This window comes from Streptomyces sp. NPDC085932, assembly GCF_044540525.1.
GTDB lineage: Bacteria > Actinomycetota > Actinomycetes > Streptomycetales > Streptomycetaceae > Streptomyces > Streptomyces levis.
Genome location: NZ_JBITSJ010000010.1, coordinates 1 through 18479, shown reverse-complemented (window position 1 = coordinate 18479; position 18479 = coordinate 1). Strand labels below are relative to the sequence as shown.

Annotated in this window: 14 protein-coding genes and 7 pseudogenes; 10 read left to right on the top strand and 11 right to left on the bottom strand. The window is 65.8% G+C overall.

Annotated features, from left to right (window positions below):
* Window positions 1-15: 15 nt before the first annotated feature.
* On the top strand, window positions 16-969 hold the full coding sequence (locus ACIGAQ_RS36275; RefSeq protein ID WP_399790630.1) for a hypothetical protein: 954 nt from the start codon (window positions 16-18) through the stop codon (window positions 967-969).
* Window positions 970-1224: 255 nt separating this feature from the next.
* On the opposite strand, the gene ACIGAQ_RS36270 is transcribed toward ACIGAQ_RS36275, so the two are convergent.
* On the bottom strand, window positions 1225-1899 hold the full coding sequence (locus tag ACIGAQ_RS36270) for a TetR/AcrR family transcriptional regulator (protein WP_399790628.1): 675 nt from the start codon (window positions 1897-1899) through the stop codon (window positions 1225-1227).
* Between the two features lie 240 nt (window positions 1900-2139).
* On the opposite strand from ACIGAQ_RS36270, the gene ACIGAQ_RS36265 reads away from it, so the two are divergent.
* Entirely contained in the window at window positions 2140-3801 is a 1662-nt protein-coding gene (locus tag ACIGAQ_RS36265; protein WP_399790625.1) for a CocE/NonD family hydrolase, read from the top strand.
* A 164-nt stretch (window positions 3802-3965) separates the two neighbouring features.
* On the opposite strand, the pseudogene ACIGAQ_RS36260 reads toward ACIGAQ_RS36265, so the two are convergent.
* A pseudogene (locus ACIGAQ_RS36260) lies at window positions 3966-4499 on the bottom strand (IS5 family transposase).
* 501 nt (window positions 4500-5000) lie between these two features.
* Between ACIGAQ_RS36260 and ACIGAQ_RS36255 the strand changes: the two are divergent.
* Window positions 5001-5213 (top strand): annotated as a pseudogene (locus ACIGAQ_RS36255) (transposase); the annotation flags it as partial.
* Between the two features lie 32 nt (window positions 5214-5245).
* Here the strand turns inward: ACIGAQ_RS36255 and ACIGAQ_RS36250 are convergent.
* The 6 genes and pseudogenes from ACIGAQ_RS36250 to ACIGAQ_RS36225 all read right to left on the bottom strand — a co-directional run.
* Window positions 5246-6412, bottom strand: a complete 1167-nt coding sequence (locus tag ACIGAQ_RS36250) for an NAD(P)/FAD-dependent oxidoreductase (protein WP_399790622.1) — start codon at window positions 6410-6412, stop codon at window positions 5246-5248.
* Complete coding sequence (locus ACIGAQ_RS36245) at window positions 6409-6654, bottom strand: helix-turn-helix domain-containing protein (protein ID WP_399790619.1); 246 nt, start codon at window positions 6652-6654, stop codon at window positions 6409-6411. The genes ACIGAQ_RS36250 and ACIGAQ_RS36245 overlap by 4 nt, the downstream gene beginning before the upstream one ends.
* Window positions 6654-7145, bottom strand: coding sequence for a DUF2975 domain-containing protein (locus ACIGAQ_RS36240; RefSeq protein ID WP_399790616.1), 492 nt, complete (start codon window positions 7143-7145; stop codon window positions 6654-6656). Before ACIGAQ_RS36240 ends, ACIGAQ_RS36245 begins: the two co-directional genes overlap by 1 nt.
* 137 nt (window positions 7146-7282) lie before the next feature.
* Window positions 7283-7737 (bottom strand): annotated as a pseudogene (locus ACIGAQ_RS36235) (IS5 family transposase); the annotation flags it as partial.
* 91 nt (window positions 7738-7828) lie between these two features.
* Window positions 7829-8123: pseudogene (locus tag ACIGAQ_RS36230) on the bottom strand (transposase); the annotation flags it as partial.
* A gap of 22 nt (window positions 8124-8145) precedes the next feature.
* Window positions 8146-8571 (bottom strand): annotated as a pseudogene (locus ACIGAQ_RS36225) (transposase); the annotation flags it as partial.
* 769 nt (window positions 8572-9340) lie between these two features.
* Here ACIGAQ_RS36225 and ACIGAQ_RS36220 point away from each other — a divergent pair.
* A complete protein-coding gene (locus ACIGAQ_RS36220) occupies window positions 9341-10858 on the top strand; it encodes an RICIN domain-containing protein (protein WP_399790613.1) in 1518 nt (505 codons plus the stop codon).
* A gap of 224 nt (window positions 10859-11082) precedes the next feature.
* Here the strand turns inward: ACIGAQ_RS36220 and ACIGAQ_RS36215 are convergent.
* A pseudogene (locus ACIGAQ_RS36215) lies at window positions 11083-11508 on the bottom strand (transposase); the annotation flags it as partial.
* Between the two features lie 240 nt (window positions 11509-11748).
* Here ACIGAQ_RS36215 and ACIGAQ_RS36210 point away from each other — a divergent pair.
* The 5 genes and pseudogenes from ACIGAQ_RS36210 (at window position 11749) to ACIGAQ_RS36190 (ending at window position 15172) form a co-directional block, all read left to right on the top strand.
* Window positions 11749-12105, top strand: a complete 357-nt coding sequence (locus tag ACIGAQ_RS36210; RefSeq protein ID WP_399790610.1) for a hypothetical protein — start codon at window positions 11749-11751, stop codon at window positions 12103-12105.
* 142 nt (window positions 12106-12247) lie between these two features.
* Window positions 12248-12410, top strand: a pseudogene (locus tag ACIGAQ_RS36205) (helix-turn-helix domain-containing protein); the annotation flags it as partial.
* A 265-nt stretch (window positions 12411-12675) separates the two neighbouring features.
* On the top strand, window positions 12676-13167 hold the full coding sequence (locus ACIGAQ_RS36200) for a hypothetical protein (RefSeq protein WP_399790607.1): 492 nt from the start codon (window positions 12676-12678) through the stop codon (window positions 13165-13167).
* Between the two features lie 64 nt (window positions 13168-13231).
* A complete protein-coding gene (locus ACIGAQ_RS36195; protein ID WP_399790604.1) occupies window positions 13232-14473 on the top strand; it encodes an IS701 family transposase in 1242 nt (413 codons plus the stop codon).
* Between the two features lie 369 nt (window positions 14474-14842).
* On the top strand, window positions 14843-15172 hold the full coding sequence (locus ACIGAQ_RS36190) for a hypothetical protein (RefSeq protein ID WP_399790601.1): 330 nt from the start codon (window positions 14843-14845) through the stop codon (window positions 15170-15172).
* 128 nt (window positions 15173-15300) lie between these two features.
* Here the strand turns inward: ACIGAQ_RS36190 and ACIGAQ_RS36185 are convergent, their stop codons facing one another.
* Window positions 15301-15537 (bottom strand): hypothetical protein, encoded by a 237-nt coding sequence (locus tag ACIGAQ_RS36185; RefSeq protein WP_399790598.1) that lies wholly within the window; start codon window positions 15535-15537, stop codon window positions 15301-15303.
* A gap of 478 nt (window positions 15538-16015) precedes the next feature.
* Here ACIGAQ_RS36185 and ACIGAQ_RS36180 point away from each other — a divergent pair, with 478 nt between their 5' ends.
* Window positions 16016-16663: a helix-turn-helix domain-containing protein gene (locus ACIGAQ_RS36180; protein ID WP_399790596.1), complete on the top strand. Its 648-nt coding sequence runs from the start codon at window positions 16016-16018 to the stop codon at window positions 16661-16663.
* Between the two features lie 699 nt (window positions 16664-17362).
* On the opposite strand, the gene ACIGAQ_RS36175 is transcribed toward ACIGAQ_RS36180, so the two are convergent.
* Entirely contained in the window at window positions 17363-17512 is a 150-nt protein-coding gene (locus ACIGAQ_RS36175) for a hypothetical protein (protein ID WP_399790593.1), read from the bottom strand.
* Between the last annotated feature and the right edge of the window lie 967 nt (window positions 17513-18479).

The window sequence follows — 18479 nt, the reverse complement described above, 5'->3', positions numbered from 1 at the left end:
CAACGAAGGACAACGATGACCGTTCCTCCCGCACTCGCCGCGACGGGCCCGCTGGGTTTGGTGGCCGCGTCGGCGTCCAGCACCGTCTACTCAATAGTCAAAGACCTCAACAGCAGTCTCTCCTTCGAGACGACATCGCCCACCCCGCTCCACGCCATTCCCGACGCACTCAAGGACGCCCTCGTCGACGAGGACCTCGGCGAGCGAGCCGTCTCCGGAGTCTTCTACACGCACAGCCGCTTCCAGCCGATCGTCCGCCAGTGGAAGCACTTCACGCACTTCGTCCACCGGCACGGCAACGACGACGTGCCCGAGGGGGCCAACCAGAGCCACAGCATCTTCATGATCCTTCCGTTGCGCATGTCCTACAACGCCGTCAGACTCGATACGACCTACGCCCAGGAAGAATTGATGAAGAGGGCGGAAGAGTCCTACGCCAAGGCCGATCAGATCGATGTGGATGCGGAGCAGGACCGCATCGACGAGTTGACACGTCTGCTGGGGCAGCACCGGTACGGCAATGCGCGCGCACAGCGGCAGCTGGAGACCGAGCGCAGGCAGCACCAGCGCCGGCTCGACAGTTATGACGTGCACAGCCGGGCAGCGGACCGGCTGGTCCAGGAGGCGCACAGACTGCGTGACTCGGGCAGCCCGGTGTACATGAAGAACTTCAAGATCCGGCTCGTGGAGCAGGTGAACGGCATCAAGGCACGGACTGCCGCCGGCCTGCACGGCAAAGGGACCATGGTGGTCACCACCAAGCAGATGCCCGCGGCCGGCGGCTCGCAGGGACGCCCGAGGCTGGGATTCTCCGTCCAGTTCGACTGGCACGAGGACAACCTCTTCGGCCACTCCTACGACTGGCACGGATTCATCGACCTCGGATGCAACGATCAGGGGACTCCCGAAGTGCTGGGCGGCAACGGCAAGTTCTATACGAGGTTCTTGCAACACGGGGTGATCGAGTAGCTGCTCGGCCGATCCCGCCGCGTCGGACACTGATGCGGGTCACTTCTTCAGATCGGCCTGACTCACAGACGAGGAGCTGACGGGGGCCGTTTCCCGGATGTGGCCGGTCAGTGCGGGCCAGACGCCGGAACCGTCGCTGACCTCGCATGGCGTGGTGATCAGTTGCACTTGCACCATCGGACGAGCATGGCGGAGCCACGCCTCGCAGGCGTCGAGGCCTGGCTCTGCCATCCCACGGTGAAGTCCCGCCCCCCTTCAGCCGGCTGTTGAACGCATGACCGCCTCCAGCTGCGCCGCATCGAGCGGCGGCTGGCTGAGCTGGGAGTTGCCCTCCGGTCGTGCCCGCAGTCCGTCAAGCAGGATGTCCAAGTACCGATGCCACAGATCCGGCTGGACCTGGTAGGTGTACTGGCCAGCAGCTCCGAGCATGAGTTCCAGGAGGGGGATGTCCGTCGGCGCGACATCCGGGCGGAGCTGGCCGGCGTCGCGGGCCCGGCTCACCAGTTGGGTTGCGATCGGGAGTAGACGCTGGCGAAGGCGGGCGACGCGGTCACGTCCGTACGTGCTGAAGAGCATGACCTCCCGAAGGCCGCGGTCCCGGACCATCTGTTCGCTGGCTGCGGTGAAGAGGTCCACGAAGCCCTCCCATGGATCCGGGTTGGCGAGCGCCTTCTCGGACAAGGAGAGCAGGCTGCTGACCTTTTCTTCGAACAGCGCGTCGATCAGGGCTTCCTTCCCGGGAAAACGGCGGTACACAGTGCCCACGCCCACGCCTGCGTGTCGGGCGATCTCGTCGAGGGTGACGCTGAGCCCTCGGTCGGAGAACACCTCTCGGGCAGCGGTCAGGATGCGACGCCGGTTGCGCTCGGCATCCTGCCGCAGAGGCCGCGGCTGGTCAGATGGCGTTGTCTGCGCTGTCCCGGGAGTCATGAGCCCAGTTTAGCTACGAGAGTGGAGAAGGGTTCTCCAGTTCGTAGTACGCTGCCCTCCAGGCTAAGTGGAGGAAGGTTCTCCATTCTGGGTTCGCGTGTTCGTCGCCGGATCGGTGTCGACGCCTCTGACGGGAAGGAAGGGCTTCTCATGCCCTCGTTGGTCGACCTGGTGCGCAGGCGGCTGCACGCCGCCCGAGCGACCGCTGTCCATGTACATGCTCCGCCTCAAGGAGACGTCGTGCGCGAGAAGGACGTGGAAGTCGCGATGCCGGACGGCGTCGTTCTCCGCGTCGATGTCTACCGTTCTGCAGACAGCACTGGCCCGCTTCCTGTGATCCTTTCGGCGCATCCCTATGGAAAGGACCGCCTGCCAAAGCCTCGCAAGGGCGGTGGCTACCGTCCGATCGGCCAGTTCCGGGTGTTCCGCCATCCTGAGCCCATTCACCTGTCTGCATGGACGGGCTGGGAGGCGCCTGACCCCGCGATCTGGTGCCGGCGTGGTTACGCCGTCGTGAACGCGGACCTGAGGGGGTTCGGAAAGTCGGAGGGGGTCGGCAGTCCCTTTTCCGACCAGGAGGCACGAGACCTCTACGAACTCGTCGAGTGGGCCGGTACCCGGCCGTGGTCCAGCGGAAAGGTGGGCTTGGACGGCGTGTCCTACCTCGCGATCAGCCAGTACAAGGCTGCCGCGCTGCGTCCGCCTCATCTTGCCGCCATCTGTCCATGGGAAGGATTCACCGACTTCTACCGCGATTACGCCAGGCCGGGCGGTATCCGCGAGGACGGTTTCATGACCATCTGGAGTCTCGGCCTCAAGCGCGCAGGGCGTGTCGACCTCGACATCCGGGCGGAACAAAGAAGCCGTGACTTGTTCGACGACTGGTACGAGGCGCTGCGTCCGCATCTCGAACAGATTCAGGTTCCGGCGCTGGTCTGTGCCAGCTTCTCCGATCACGCCCTGCACTCGCGGGGCTCGTTCGAAGCCTTCCGGCGTATCCGATCACGGCACAAGTGGCTGTACACCCACCGCGGTGGCAAGTGGTGCACCTACTACGGGGCGGAGGCTGTCTCGGAGCGGCAGAAGTTCTTCGACTGGGCACTGAAGGGTATGGACAACGGCCAGGAGGCTCTGCCCCCGGTCCGGCTGGAGGTGCGCGACCGGGGCGATGCCGTTCAGGCGGTACGACGGGAACCCTCCTTCCCGCCACCCGGCGTGACCTGGCACAAGCTCTACCTCGATGCTGCAGCGGGACAACTCGTCGAAGCCCGCGGCGGAGAACCCACCGAAGGCCCACAGGGCAGCTCGGAATCCGCACCACCACCAGCGACCGCTGCGTTCGACCACCGGCGAGGCACGGCCTCCTTCTCCTGGACCATCCAGGAAGATCTGGAGGTCATCGGCCCGATGGCGCTGCGCCTGTGGGTGCAGCTACAAGGTGGCACCGACGCACATCTGTATGCGGGGGTGCGGAAGTTGAGTGAGGGCCGGGAGGTCACCTTCGAGGGTTCCTTCGGTTTTGGGCGCGATCTGGTCACGAAAGGGAGTCTTCGGGCTTCGTTTCGCGAGGCGGATGCTGCGTTGTCCATGCCAGGCTCGCCCGTGCACGCACACCGCACCCGGCGACCGTTCGAGCCGGGTGAGATCGCGCCGGTGGATATCGCCCTTCTGCCGTCGGCAACCTTCTTCCGGGCGGGAGACGTGCTGCGACTTGATGTGCAGGGCCGCTGGTTCTTTCCCGTCGACCCCATCCGTGGTCAGTTTCCGACGCGATATGAGCGGGCGCCGCACTGCGCTACTTTGCTGCACACAGGAGGAGTCCATGACGCACACCTACTTGTACCGGTCAAAAGCCTGGCTCGAACTTTCAGGAGCTGTCCGGGCGATCACTCGTCCCGTTAGGGGACCGGCGGAGGGACCTGATGAGTGCTGCGGAGATGAGTGGCGCGGATGCTGTCGCGCTCGTGCAGCGACTGGATCTTCTGGCCGCCGGAGCGGGAGCTTCGGCTGATGAGGTAGTCGATCAGGCCCTGAGGTATCGGCCAATCGCTTTGTGAAGTTGGGACTCAGCTCCGAAGCCAGATGAGCAGAGTTGCGGTGGTTGCGGTGCCGAGAAAGACGTAGCCGCGCTTGTCATAGCGAGTGGCCACGGCCCGGGACTGCTTTCACCGGTTGATCGCTCGTTCGACGGTGTTGCGCTTCTTGTACCGCTCTGCGTCAAAGCCGGGGGGCCGTCCGCCGCGTGAGCCTTTGCGCATGCGGGCGGCGGCACCGGCCGCGTGCTGATGGGCCCGCACGACGGTGGAGTCCACCGAGATGTCCCAGTCGATCTCGCCCGCGCTGTCTGCAGCGGCCTGGACCTCCTGCAGCAGACGCTCCCACGTCCCGTTGGCCGACCACAGTCGATGGCGTTCATAGACGGTCTTCCAGGGGCCAAACCGCTTTGGAAGATACCGCCACTGCACTCCGGTCCGCACCCGGTGCAGGATTCCATCGATCACCTGTCGGTGATCCCGCCATCGGCCACAACGTCCATTGCTCACCGGCAGGAACGGCCGCAACCGTTCCCACTCGGCATCTGTCAGATCGCCCCGCACCATGTCAACACCACCGACTCGGTCGTCGCATGCCCGCCCAGCTGGTCTCCCGCCGCCTGATCCCCTGTCCTTGGTCTCTGTCCACCAGGCATACGGCCACACACCGCTGGACTTCGCCGTAAGCGGCGGGCACCCAACCCGAGTGCACGGCGAAACTGTCACGCTAGCCACGGGCGGCATCCAGTCCGCCGTAGGTCGGTGGCAGTAATACACGCGTCTGGTCCAGAATGAAGCCGAGTGGCTGCACTCTGCGGATGACAATGGCTGGAACAGCTAAGCCACCAACGGTGATCGAAGCGGCTGGCCGACCTGGATGGGGCCGCAGAGCCGTTCGTCGTCGGGCACGATCGCCTGTTTAGGCAGTTGACCATGTTCTCAGCCAAGCTCAGCGCGCAGGCGCGCTGGCGGGAACCGCACTCGTCCGGTGCTACTCCCGATCATGGAAGATGCATCGATAACCAGTGAGAACGGAGCGCGAGGCTCTCGAAGCCGACGGAGGCAGCGCTGGCGAAGGCAGTGGGCGACCAGTTGATCGACGAGCTGATAAGCCGGGCTCAGGCCGAGGGTCTGCAATTGACCGGCGAGTGCGGGCTGCTGCAGCAGGTGACCAAGCGGTTGCTGGAGTCTGCCCTCGAGGGCGGGATCACCGACCACCTCGGCTATGAAAAGCACGACCGAGCGGGCGAGAGCGGCGGCAGCTTCCGGAACGGCAAACGCGGCTGGCGTCTGCGCGCAAGTAGAGCCGTGACCTATCGAGGTGCGGGCCGGGGCGCGGGAAGGGGAAAGGACTTGTCGCCGAACAGGATGCGGTCGGCCGCCGCCTGCCCCAGCGGAGTGCGCAACAGGGCGAAGGCGGCTTCTGTCATGGCCGGAGAGCGGATGTGCGCCAAGGCCTCGCGCAACATGAGCCGGCCTCGGAAACGAGCACGCAGGGCAGCTCCATTGTAGGGGGACAGCGCATCCGGCCGGCTGCTGCGCAGAGCGTCGTCGAGGACCTCGGCCGCGAACTCCGACAGCCGCAGGCACGGATCCAGGCCACCGGCGGTGAGGGGTGAGACGGCGCCCGCCGCGTCCCCCACCAGGATTCCGTCCGGGCAGCTGATGCGGCGCAGTACCCCGCCGACGGGGATTGGCCCTCCGCGTCGCTCCACCGTGTCAGGACGTTGCACGCCGGCCAGCCCGGGCGCTGAAGCGCTGAACTGTTGCAGGGCTGCGCGGAGTCCGTGGGGGAAGCGGTCGGCGTAGCCGGCGACGCCGATATGGGCGTGCTGTCCGTCGTTGAGGACCCATGCCAGGTAGCCCGGGGCAAGCACGGGGTCGAGCACGCAGTGGAACGTCGGCGGCTGGTCCTGCCCGGTCAGGCCGAAGACCTCCTCCGCTCCGATCAGCAGGTGCTGGTTGCGGTCGAGGTTCAGGTCACGGGCGACGCTGGAGCGGGCTCCGTCGGCGCCGACAACGAACCGCGCGCGGGTCGTTGCTGGTCCGTCGCGGCCGATCAGGTAAAACGTCTTGCCCTGACGACCCGTATAGCGGGTGCCTAGGGCGATGCGCACGCCGGCCGCAGATGCTTTGGCCGCCGTCGTCTCGTAGAGCGGCGCCATGTCACCGACGCGGTACTCGTCGCGGGCACTGACCAGGCTGACCGGGCGTCGCAAACTGGGCGGGTAGAGCATCACGCGGCGAATCGGTGGTCCGAGGTGCTCGGGCGGCAGTGGGAAGTCGTCGAGTGTCTTGCGGACGAAGATCCCCGTCGTGCGGATCGCGGTGGAAAGAGTGGTGCGCCGGTCGACCAGGAGCACGTCGTGGCCCTGCCTGGCAAGCAGTGTGGCGGTGTGAAGTCCGGCCAGTCCCGCGCCGACAACCAGGACGTCAGTACTGGCGGTGGCTTTGAGGTGGGTGATGTCGGTCGCGTTCACAGTCGGAGCCCTCCCCGTGTGGCGCCGTCCAGGAGTTCCTCGGCCTCCCAGCGCAGCAGGTCGCCGGGCTGGCACTCGAGTGCCTCGCAGAGTGCGGCCAGTGTGGAGAACCGTACGGCCTTGGCGCGGCCGTTCTTGAGGACCGCGAGATTGGCGGGTGTGATTCCCACGCGTGCGGCGAGCTCTCCCACGGAGACCTTCCGCTTGGCCAACAAAACGCCGATGTCGACGATGATCGGCATCAGATCACCTCTTCCAGCTCCGCCCGCATGCGGGCGGCCTCGACATCGCGCGCGACAGCCTGGCCGAGCAGCATCCACAGCACCCAAACGATCAGAGCGACGGCGAAGACAGCCATGCAGACCCCGCCCATCAGGAGCACGATGCCCGGCGCCACCGCCTCATCGGGGGCCAGGACCATGCCCAGTGCGAACACCAGCAGAGCCGCAGCCACAAACGCGCCGATCACGATGTGCATATACCGGAAGGCGGCGTGCGAGAACACTGTCCCGCGGCGCACCATCCCCGCCAACTGCCAGACGCATACCAGAACCACCTGCGCCGCCACGATGCCCAGCACCACGATCACCACGATCGGCACGCGTCGGTCCGCGAGGACACCCTCAGGTGTGCCGTCGGCGAGCAGCGAGACCATCACGGTCTGCACGCACAACGAACCGGCGATCAGTACGGCGACAACGGCACGCAGCGCGAGCACTGCAAACTTGCCCATCCCAACCCTCTCTATCGACCCTCTCTATCGAACTGCGATAGGAATCTATCGAGATTCGATAGAGACAGCAACTGTGGAGTCAACTGCGAGCGCAGGGCTGAGACATTCCGGCTCGATATCCGGGAACGAAGGACCCAGGCGAGGGTGACCAGGCTTCGGTAGTGGCGGGTGAGTTTGTCGTAGCGGGTGGCCCGGGTTTGTTGTACTTGAGCTTGTTGAAGCAGCGCTCGACGACGTTGTGGCGCCGGTAGGCGGCCGGTCCAGCGGGCAGCGGCTCCCGTCGCGGCTGTGGCGGCCGCCAATCTGCTCGATGCGCTCAGGAATTGCCGCCTTGATACCGCGGCGACGCAGGTGGGAGCGGCTCTTCGCTGACGAGTAACCTCTGTCGCCAACGACCCGCTCGGGGCGGGTCCTGGGGCAGCCCGGCCCGAACCGGCTGATGCTGATGCGGGCCATGACCTATTCGAACTGGGTGCAATCGTCGACATTGCTGCCGGTGGGGGTGAAGGCCAGCGGGCGGCCCTGTCCGTCGCAGGCGAGGTGGATCTTCGTGGCGCCCGCCGCAGGACCACCCGATTGCTTGACCTGGCCAGAGCCCCCTTGTGGGGCACACCACGAACAGACCGACGACCCGACTTTGCGGATGGCCTACTGAGGTTGAACTCGCGGTGTGTCGCCGTTGGTCAGCCGGGTCTGTTGGTCAGGCCGGTCTCGGCGAGGCAGCCGTCTTTGAGGTCGCTGTGGTACTGGATGTGCCGTAGGCCGCCTCGGATGCGCTGGACGAGGTGTTCGGGGGTGCTGAAGGCGACATTGGAGAGCCAGCCCCGCCGCAGACCAGATGCCTTCGACGGGGTTGAGGTCGGGTGCGTAGGGCGGCAAGTAGTAGATGGTCAGCCAGTCCCGGGATTCGGCGAACTCCCGCAGGCCAGCGGCCTTGTGGACGTTGATGTTGTCCCAGACGAGCATGATCGGACCACCGGGGCCACACCTCCTTGACCCACCCGGCCATCGCCTCGTCGTCCCGCTCCATCGCTCGCGGGGCCGGCACCTGACAGGACCAGCCGTTGCTCACCAGCAGCTTACGCACGCCCTGAACCGTGCAGGTCAGGTGGAAGCGTCGGCCGATCACCGTCTTCACACGGCTCAGGGTCCAGCGCTGGTCTTCCCAGTCGTGCGCGGCCGGCCCCTTGGCCAGCTCTGCCTCCAGCTCGGCGAGCTGCTTCTCGCTCAGCCTCGGCAGCGACGCCGGTCCCTGTGACCGCAGAGCCCGCGGACCGCCCTTGTCCCACATCTGCCGCCATCGCTGCACCGAGCGGACACTGACCCCCAGGTCCTCGGCGATCATTGAGCTCGCCTCGGCCTGGGCGAACCTCTGGGCTGCCTTGAGCCGTAACTCCTCGCGGAGTTGCTGCCGTTCGGCGGTCAGCCCGCCCCCTTGTGGAGTACCGCATGCACCGGTGACACCGCAGCAGACGACCAGCCGTCAGCCCCTACGACACCACGAGTTCAACCGCAGTAACCGGCTCAAACGCCTTCAGTACCGGCCCGACATCGTCGACGGCTTCCCTAACCGGCACCGGCCGCCCCTAGACGAACCCACGTCACTTTGAAGAGCCGAAGTCAGTATCCGGGCGGGGCCATGACCGACGCAAGGGGCGCGTTCGTCACGCTGCCCGAGCCAGCTGCACGCACACTGCTCGATCGACCTCGTCGACGAGGCGGTCGTCGAGTTGGAGATGATCGTCGGGTTCGACGACGACCTGGCTGACGAGCCGCATCGGCAGCCGGCTGCGCGGAGCTACTCACCCAGCTTGACCACCGATCGGATGACGCTCCTCTGTGTCTGGTGCAGGTCGAGTAGGGCGTCGTCTGCTCAGACTGTCAAGTTGACCGGGTTCAGTACATGGTGCGTCGACAGGCGCGCTCGCTTACCCTGCTCACGGGGGCATCGAGATCCTCATGATCTTGGAAGCTCATGCCTGTCGCGCTCCTGATGGATCGACAGAAGCCGAACGTCAGGCAACAACGCCGAAATCTGCCAGATAAGCCCGGGTGCTTCCCTAGTGTGCTCGAGACTCGCTGCGTGTTGTCATCCGTCGAGGTCGCATCGCAAGACTAGCTGGTATCCCGGTGCTATGGCCTCGACTGCTCTTTCTTGCGCTGCCTCTGCAAAGAGACAGGATGGATCACACACGATGAAGCCCAGAAGGAACAGACTCGCACGCGTGGCGAGGAGATGGACTGTAGCTGGCGCCGCTGTTTTGGCGATGGCCGGTTCACTGTTGGTCGGTGCCAAGGCGGCGCAGGCTGGCGGTGTACCGGCGATCGTTTGCTCGGCTGGAGATTGGAGCGGCACTTGCACGGAGATCACGAAGAGCGTCCCCAACGTCGGCTCTCTGCCTGTAGGAAACGACGCCATATCGTCTCTGAGGGTGGGGTCTGACGAGATAATCATCTACGAAGACGAGAACTACGAGGGCCTGTGCGAGGCATTCCCCTTCGGAACGAGCGATGAATTCCTAATCGACAACTGGGTCTACAATGACAAAGTGTCGTCAATATGGGTCAACGACGCATCGGGGGTCGGGGAGCGCAAGACGTGTACTGACGTCATGACCTATGAAGACGTGCAGCGTATGGAGAATGGCGAAGCAGATCTCGTTATGGGGCCCCGGACGGTCCTTGGAGTTTACGGATGCGCTGATGCGCACGAGGACAAGTGCTGGTACCACACAGTACATGAAGAGAAAGAGTGGTTGAACAAGCCCGTCCGAGGCACAAATCCCCTCAACAATTGCATCCCGGGTACCACGACATCACTCACTAAAAGCCACACGGAATCGGTGACACTAGGGTCCACGTTTACATCCACGCATGATGAGACCCTAACGATCGGTGGCGGGGCAACGGCCACCTCACCCGGCGGGATCTTCGGTAAGGATAACTCGGCTATACCTACAGCCGCCCTGAACTTCAGCATAGCCAAGACTTGGCATGATGGCACGAGCACGTCATGGGTGGACACGAAGACCGTCAGCGGAACGAATAGCATGACGGTTCCCCCGGGCAAGATTGGGTGGCTGGAATTTTATCCCTATGTATACATGACCAAGGGTTACATGAAGGCCGACCTGGGTGGCTGGAACGGTTTTGATCCAGCCCGTATTTACTATTACCCTGAAGAGTGGTCGGACGGACTGAGGTCGATGTCACCCGTCCTGAATAGCGATGGCGAACCGGTCGGCTATTGGAAGCCTGCGTACGAGAATTGTAAGTACGAGGTCAAGGGGGAAGGGAGTTCGAAGCTGATGGAGGTGGAAAACGGGTCCAAGGATAACCACGCGCAGGTCCAGATCATGTATCGCAAGAGCGACGTGCAGAAGCGACTGGGGCAGCAGTGGACGTTCGTGCCTACCGCCACCAACAATACCTTCCAGATCGTGAACAACAATTCGAATAAGTGTCTGGATGTCGCTAATCCGGACAGCGGAGAGAATCGCGTAATTCAGTACACGTGCAGAAGTACGGATAACGCGAATCAACGTTGGCGTTACAAGGTGGCCGGGACCGGCTGGACAATTGTCAGCGCCATGAACGACAAGTGCCTGGAAGTTTTTGGCGGTTACGAGAACGATGGTGCAGACGTCGGGGTTTGGACCTGTAACGGGGGGGACCACCAGAAATGGATATTTACTAACCTTGATCCTCGATAACATTCGTTGAGTCTACCCGACAGGTCAATACCCAGCGAACAGCCCGCGGGGCAGCCGGATTCCATCTGGCCGCCCCGCGGGCCTATTTGTTGAATCGCCTAAGACCCGGCGGCCGCAGCCCGTCACTGCGACCCCCTGTGGGCGGGGGAGTGCTCCTCAAGGCGCGGCCGCGTTGTACGCCCCGACGGATTCGGCCACGTGAGGCTGGGCCGCATATTCGTGACGAGCAGGCACCGTAACGCCTCGCGGCCGATCCGGATCACGCGACCGTGCACGCGGCGCAGGTGGGTGGCAAGTTTGCGGACGGACCAGCGGGTGAGAGGCTGGCCGAGCTTGGTCGGGCGAGTGGTGGCCGTCGCGACGACGAAGTCCTCGTCGTCAGGACTGAGCAGGCGGGGACGGCCTCCCGCCCACTGAGGGTCCAGGCAGGCCAGGCCGATCTCGTTGAACCGGTGGATCACGTCGCGGACGGTGTCCTCGTCTGCCTGCACCAGCTGGGCAATCACTGGGACCCGGTTCCCGCCGGCCTAGGCCAGCAGCATCATCGTGCGCCGGTAGCGCACCGAACTGGTGCTGCCCCGGCGCACGATCTGCTGCAGCTTCTGCCCCTCCTGGTCGGTCAACCTGCGCACACGGACAGGCTCAGCCACCACACCCCCAGCGATCGGACGAACGGACGTCACCGGACATCCAACCGCCGCGACCACCAACCCGGCGAACCTTCCCGGTCAGAGCACTAGAGGACCTGCTCCTATCGCACTGAGCCTGAGCTCGTCTCACTGAACCTGATCGCCGCTCCGTAGGCTCGCGTGCCCACGCAGCCGGTCGAGCAGCGTCCATCCTTAAGAAAACCTAGCTAACTTCTACTAGGTTTCTATAGTCTTCTCCTCGTGAACTCCTATAGCGAGGACCTCGCCAGCGTCGAGCGTGAACTCCGTGAAGCCGAACTCGAGCGTGACCGACTCGGCGCTCACATCGAGGGGCTCAAGGCCAAGCTGGACGCCTTCAAGAAGCTGAGCGCAGCGGTATCCGAGCCGGGGTCGGCGATCCAAGACCTCACCAAGGCGGATGCCATCGTCAAGATCCTCAGGGTGTCGCCTCAGCCTATGTCTCTCGGTGATATTGCGGACGCATTGACCGCCGCCGGCAAGCAGGCCAACCGCAACGGCGTCTCTGTCTACATAGACGGTCTGCTTAAGGCTGGCCGCGTCGTCCGCGTTGCACGGAACCAATACCGCGACGCCTGACGGCTTCACTGGGGTGCGCCCATAGTTCGGTGAGATGGGGCACCTGCGACAGCCCGGGCGACGCAACCGTTTCTTACGCAGCCCGTACGCATTTGGTACGCGAAATCTGCGCTTCACGCTAGGGTCGGGCAGGAGGTGCTGCATGTCCGAGCTGTTCGACGCGCTCATCGCGTCCCGCTCTCCGTTGCCGCCCCCGGCGGAACGCAAGCGGCTGCGCCAGGCGCACGGCCTGACGCTGGATGAGGTGGCCGCCGCACTGCGGTGCGGCGCGGACGGTCAGCGGCTGGGAGGCCGGCAAGACCGAGCTGGTGATATACCTAGTTGTTGGAGAACAACGTAGGTTTAACCTTCCCGATAAACCATGCCATCAATTTTCGAGGCTTCCCGAATTAGTGACTCGATCTTTCTTTGTATCCGGGCACGCCGGACGTAGCTCCTAGTGTGCCGGATGAAACCGGGATGAGGCAAGAAGCCGGCACTCTCCCCAGGGGCGTCCCTTACCGCTTCCTAGTACTCCAGCCGTAGATCGTGATCATGGATACGGAGGCTGCTCGCCGGTAGCCTGCCTGGGTGGCTGAGATCTGGGGCGAAGAGCAGTTGATCGCGGACGGCTTCGAGCGTGTGTACGTCGAGTCGGAGTGGTACGGCGAACCGTTGGCCGGCCTTGCTGACATCGACGGGAAGCCTCACTACTTCAAGATGTACGGCTACGACCACAGCCATGAAGTCGATGAGTACCAGGTCTGGCCCGCAAGCGAGGCGGTGGCGGAGCTGGAGCGCGAGCAGTGGGCGATCTACGCCAGGTGGTATGAGCGCCAGCAGGCGGGCGAGGTCGGACAGGAGAGCCATCCGGGCCACGGCGGAGTCGACGCCCGCTATGACGAGCTGGAGCTGCTGTTGGCGCCGCACCGCTTGGCGCCGGACGGCGCCCGTCGGCTCGTGTGTGAGCTGCGGTTCATTGCCGGTGTCGACGTTCGCTACCGAGTTGAGGGGCCCGACTACTGGCTTCGGTGGCGTCCGAGCCCGCCGTTGATCATGGGGTGTTGTGTGGACAACCAATGATCACGCGGCGGCCTCGGACGCCGGCGTAGTGCCTGCCCACTGGCAGGAGGCATTCGAAGGACTGATGAGCCGGATCGCCGGCCGGTTCTCCCGAGTTGAACCCCGTCGCCGGGTGCGGCGGTTGGTCTCCGGGCTGCTGTCGGACCTGCCGAGGAAGAACTGTTGGACCCTGGCCGAGCACGCGGGCGATGCCACTCCGGACGGCATGCAGCACCTGCTCCACCGGGCGAAATGGGACGCCGACGCGATTCGTGACGACATACGCGCCTACGTGGTCGAGCACCTGCGCGACACCGAGGCGGTGCTCGTGGTCGACGAGACGGGCGATGTGAAGAAGGGCACCGCGACCGTCGGCGTCCAGCGTCAGTACACCGGCACGGCCGGCCGAGTCGAGAACGCCCAGGTCGCCGTTTATCTCGTGTACTCCGCCGCCCGCGGACACGCCGCCATCGACCGAGCCCTGTATGTGCCGCGCTCGTGGACCGAGGCACCGGACCGCTGCCGGAGCGCGGGCATCCCCGACGGCCTGGCTTTCGCCACCAAGCCCCAGCTTGCCGCCCGCATGGTCGAGCGGGCCTTGGACGCGGGAGCACCCGCGCGCTGGGTCGCGGGCGACGAGGTCTACGGCGACAACCCGCACATGCGGACCGCCCTGGAACATCGTCGGACCGGCTACGTCCTGGCAGTGTCCAGCACCCACTCCGTCATCACGCCCGCCGGTAAGTTCCAGGCGAAGACCCTGGCCGCGCGGATCCCGAAGCGGGCCTGGCAGCGGCTGTCGGCCGGAGCAGGCGCGAAGGGTGAGCGGTACTACGACTGGGCCCAGATCGACATCCACGACGCCGCCGGTTGGCCCGGCCAGTGGTGCCTATTGGTCCGTCGCAACCGTCGCACCGGTGAACTCGCCTTCTACCGCTGCTTCTCACCGCGTCCGGTGCCTATGTCCGAGCTGGTGCGGGTGGCCGGACGGCGCTGGACGATCGAGGAGACGTTCCAGGCAAGCAAGGGCTTGATCGGCCTGGACGAGCACCAGGTCCGCCGCTGGACCTCCTGGCACCGCTGGGCCACCCTCGCCATGCTCGCCCACGCCTTCCTCGTCTGCACTGCAGCCGCCGAACGCCGCGACCGACCCGCCCCCGACGGCCTGATCCCCATAACCGGCAACGAGATCCAGCACCTGTTCGCGACATTGATCCGCCCAGACCACGACCTCGCACACCGCCTGCGCTGGTCACACTGGCGACGTCGGCATCAAGCCCGCGCCCGCCGGTGCCACTACCGACATCAGGCGGCCGTCCAGCCATGAAGATCACGATCTACGGCTGGAGTACTAGGAGCCCCCTGGGGGTAGGCCGCAGTCGTGCTCCCCCTACGGCCAAGCGCATGGACTCGACCACCGGGAGGCCTGTGCGGCCAGCTGGCGGCCTGAAAGTCGGCGAGAGCGCCGTACAGCGCCCTCGCCGACCCGCTGGGGGGCGGCCCATAGGTGCCGCGCCGATGTTGCTCATCGGTCGGTCGCACCTGCCGTGCAACTACCCGACGAGGCCGAGCTTCTCTTCCAGCAGGATGACCAGCCCGGTGATCATGACAAACGTGGTGGCAGCCCAGACGACAGACTCGGCCGCGCCCTTGGCCAAAGGCCGAGGCGGCGGAGCAGCGCCGCCGGAAGGAAGCCGTGGAGGCCGAGACGGCACGGGCGGTCGCCGATGCGGAGCAGGCCCGGGAGCGGGCGGCTGAGGCCCGGCACCGGATCGCGCTGCTGGAGGCCGAGGCCGCCACGGCCGACGACTGGGCGGACCTGACCCCGCGCCAGCGCAAGGAACGCAAGGTGGCCCGCATGATCCTGGCCGCCGGAGGCGACGCCGATCGTGTCCGGCTGTCGGACATCGAAGCCGCGGTCGGCGTCGGCCGGACCGTGGCCGGGGACATCCGCAAGGAGGCGCAGGAGCTCCTGGCGGCCGGCTACGACCCGACCACCGCCTACACCCCGCAGAACGACCGCTGACGAGACGACCTCGCGGGCGGCACCCCACAACCGGGGTGCCGCCCGCAGCCGTGTGCGCGGGGCGGGCCGGCCGGGCAAGGCCCGGCCACGGCCCGCCGTACCCCGACCACAGACCCGACCACGGCAGGTCAACGCCCTGACGGCGGCACCGTGACGACGGGGCCGGCACCACCTGACCGCGCGCTGGCCTGGGCGATGCCGACCACCCCGACCACGAAGGCGACCAGGACGCCGGCAGCGGTCACCGCGACCGTGACCGGGGTCTTCAGCGCAGGGCGCTGGTAGACGAGGCAACCAAGACCGATGATGACCGCCAGGCCGACGACGAGACCGATCAGCAGGACGAACAGAGCGAGCGTGGACACGAGATCCCCCCAGGGGTTCAGGCACGCGGCGGGTCCGCGTGCGATGGAGTGCGGAGCGTGGAGACTCCTCAGCGCTTACGTCTCGGGCAGAGGCGCTCCAACAGGGCGGCTCAGGGTCCTTGGTGCAGGGGTTAGCCCCGCAACCCCTGCTTGACCTGCACTTTCAATGTCGGTGTGTTCCTCGTCACACAGTTACGTGTGGGGTACGTCCGCGCTGGAGTGCGGTGTTGACTCTGGCCAACGGGCAGGCGGCATTCAAGATTTCGAGGGTTGCGGATAGCCGCAATTTTCTGCGTTGCGCCTATCGGAAACTCTCCGCCTCTTGAACGTGCCGAGTTGGTCGGCTATAAGCCCCGCTGCTGTTGTTATGGGGCGCATGTTTGGTTGGGACTAGCGGGTCGAGTCCTCGTGTCCGCCCGAGGCTGGGACTGTGCGTCGGTCTGCCAGGACAGGCGGCGGCCGGGGAGGATACGGAGTCGTGAGCACCACTCGCCCTCTGCTGACCCAGCGCGAAGCCGCCGCCGCGGGCGGCGTGAGCCGTACGACGATCCGGCGCCGCCGGGAGGCCGGCGAACTGCCCGGGGCCGTGCTCGACGACGACCGCGGCTGGCTCATCCCGGTAGAGGACCTGCTCGCCGCCGGGTTCCGCCTCAACGCCCCCGCGCCCCCAGACGAGAAGAAGGGCGTCGGTGACCCAGCGCCGACAGGGACACACCAGGACGCTGCTCCCAGCGAGACGGCGTCGGCTCTGCGGGCCGAGCTGGAGCGGCTGCGCCACGAGCACGCCCCGGCGCTCGCCAACGAACGCAACGCCCGCCAACTCGCTGAAGCCGAGACCCGGCACCTGACGGAGCGCCTGAACGAACGCGCCGCCCACATCGAGGATCTGCAGCGCGCCCTGGCGGCGTTGACCCCCGGCTCCCGACCGAGCGGCCATCCCGCGCCCCGCGCACCCGTCCCCGGCGCCCGTCCCATCAGGGCCGGCCTCCGCGCAGGCCGGGGAAGCCGAGCACGTTTCCGACTCGGGCAGGCGCCGCCGCTGGTGGCCCCGCCGGGACTGACGACGCGGGTTGCGACAACTGCTGTGACAACCCCTCCGGCAACTCCTCCGACAACTCTTGCGTGACCCGTCCTGGGCGTTGAGGCATTCGAGCTGGTCACCGCGCGGTTTCGGGGATGGTCGGGAAGCTGACATTCCCTGGAGCCCCCTCAGCCGCCCGCGACCGGGAAGGAGGGAAGGGCGGGACAGGGCCGGGGCGGAGACCGGCGCCACGGGGATCGAGCGCCCTGGAGGCCGCATCACGCGTCGGCGGGGCCTCCGCGCCCGCCGGCCAGGGCACCGGGGTGTTGCGCTGGACGTTGCACCAGGACATTGCGCCTCTGTGTTGCGCCAGGATGTTGCGCTAGGAGTTGCGCCTCCCCCTACAAGGCCTCGGCGCCTGCACAGGTCACTACACGGTTCTGGCCTGGTCGGGGTGCTGACATCCCCCTTTGCGCACCCCCGCGCTCCTCACGACCTGGAGGAGAGGGCGGGGACGGGCGGGCGGCGCGCTTCGGCGGATCGCGCGGGCCCGGAGCTGCTCGCGCGTCGGCGGGGCCTCCGCGCCGCGCCTCGACGCCTGGCGTGCAACCTTGCACGTCGACCCCGTACGATCGAAGCGCGGGTGACTCTTATAACTTGACGCAGCAGAGGGCCCCGGCTCCGGGCTCCACCCCAGTTCCGGGACCCTCCATCCGCGATACAGCTAGTGAGCCCGGCCGTCTGGTATCCGGCCGGGCTCACTGCTGAGCTGGCCTGGTACGACTGGGTCCACGTGCTCCCCGATCACGAGAAGTGCTGCACCACGAGGTTGGCGACGCCCGCCAGTACCGGCGACCAGTCGATCAGGAGCTGTCGGATGAGTAAGCGCCGTTTCTGGCTCCGCTCACCGCGGCCCTGCTCGCCGCCGTCGGGGGCGGTCGTCTGTCCTTCCACATGAACCTCCAGGTGTCTGAGATGACGCCCGGCAGGACTGCCGGGCCTCTTCACCACTCGGTGGTGAAGCGCGAGGCAGACACCTTGGAGGAACAGGCCCAAGCATAGTGCGGGGTGACTGACATACGGACCCGCAGGGCAGGAAGTATGGCTCTGACCTGGGACGTTGGACGGATGAGACCCCTAAATTAGGGGGCTTGAGGCCTAGTTGCGCCGGTCCCGAACCGCACCGTCTCGCCCGCTTTGACGTATCACCCACTTTGTGGAGCATCCATGCAACCTTGACCTGTTCGCCGGGGCCGGGGGTAACTGCCTGGCACCACTACCGCACACTTCCCCCTTCCCTTCTGCTCGCATCAAGAGCCAAAGCCAAGCAGCCTGTCGAATTTCCCTGCTGAATTGGGTTGGTTTTTTAGGTGGTGTTGTGTGGTGGTTCCAGAGTTTGTCTGGCGGGTGTTTTTGATGCAGGGTCACTATGCGTTGGTCCAGGAATTGTTGCGACCTTCGCTATTCGCCCCTGTTCGCTGACGGCCTGTCAGTTGAGGCCGGGGCGTGGCCTCTTGCTCGTGCTGCACTGTGACGTGGTTGGGTGTCTGTGCAGGTCAGGACTTGTGGCGCGGCGTCTCGGTGTGGGGTGGGTGGCCTGGAGGGGTGGTGGGCTGTGGTTCCAGAATCTACCCAGCGCTTAAAATGATGCATGGGTGTCCTCGGGTTCCGCCAACAGCACATGCTGCATCACTTCCCGTAGTGGCACGGCCTGTTGACCACCGGCCCCGGCCACCCTCCCTCGTAGCCAGCCGCCCGCGTAGCGGGCTGGCCCGGGAGCGCAGCGCACGGGCCCCTCACAGGCCGGAACGGGCCTGTGAGGCTGCGCGCAGCGCAGCTCAGGCACGGGATGCGCAGCAGCCCGTGCCACCCGGTGCGCAGGCACCGGGCTCCTGACCGGAGCGCAGCGAAGGGAAGGCCG

Bases quoted from the DNA above. Each gene is read 5' to 3' on its own strand.
- ACIGAQ_RS36275 (WP_399790630.1), top strand. From the start codon at position 16: ATGACCGTTCCTCCCGCACTCGCCGCGACGGGCCCGCTGGGTTTGGTG.
- ACIGAQ_RS36270 (WP_399790628.1), bottom strand. From the start codon at position 1,899: ATGACTCCCGGGACAGCGCAGACAACGCCATCTGACCAGCCGCGGCCT.
- ACIGAQ_RS36245 (WP_399790619.1), bottom strand. From the start codon at position 6,654: ATGCCGATCATCGTCGACATCGGCGTTTTGTTGGCCAAGCGGAAGGTC.
- ACIGAQ_RS36240 (WP_399790616.1), bottom strand. From the start codon at position 7,145: ATGGGCAAGTTTGCAGTGCTCGCGCTGCGTGCCGTTGTCGCCGTACTG.
- ACIGAQ_RS36220 (WP_399790613.1), top strand. From the start codon at position 9,341: ATGAAGCCCAGAAGGAACAGACTCGCACGCGTGGCGAGGAGATGGACT.
- ACIGAQ_RS36195 (WP_399790604.1), top strand. From the start codon at position 13,232: ATGAGCCGGATCGCCGGCCGGTTCTCCCGAGTTGAACCCCGTCGCCGG.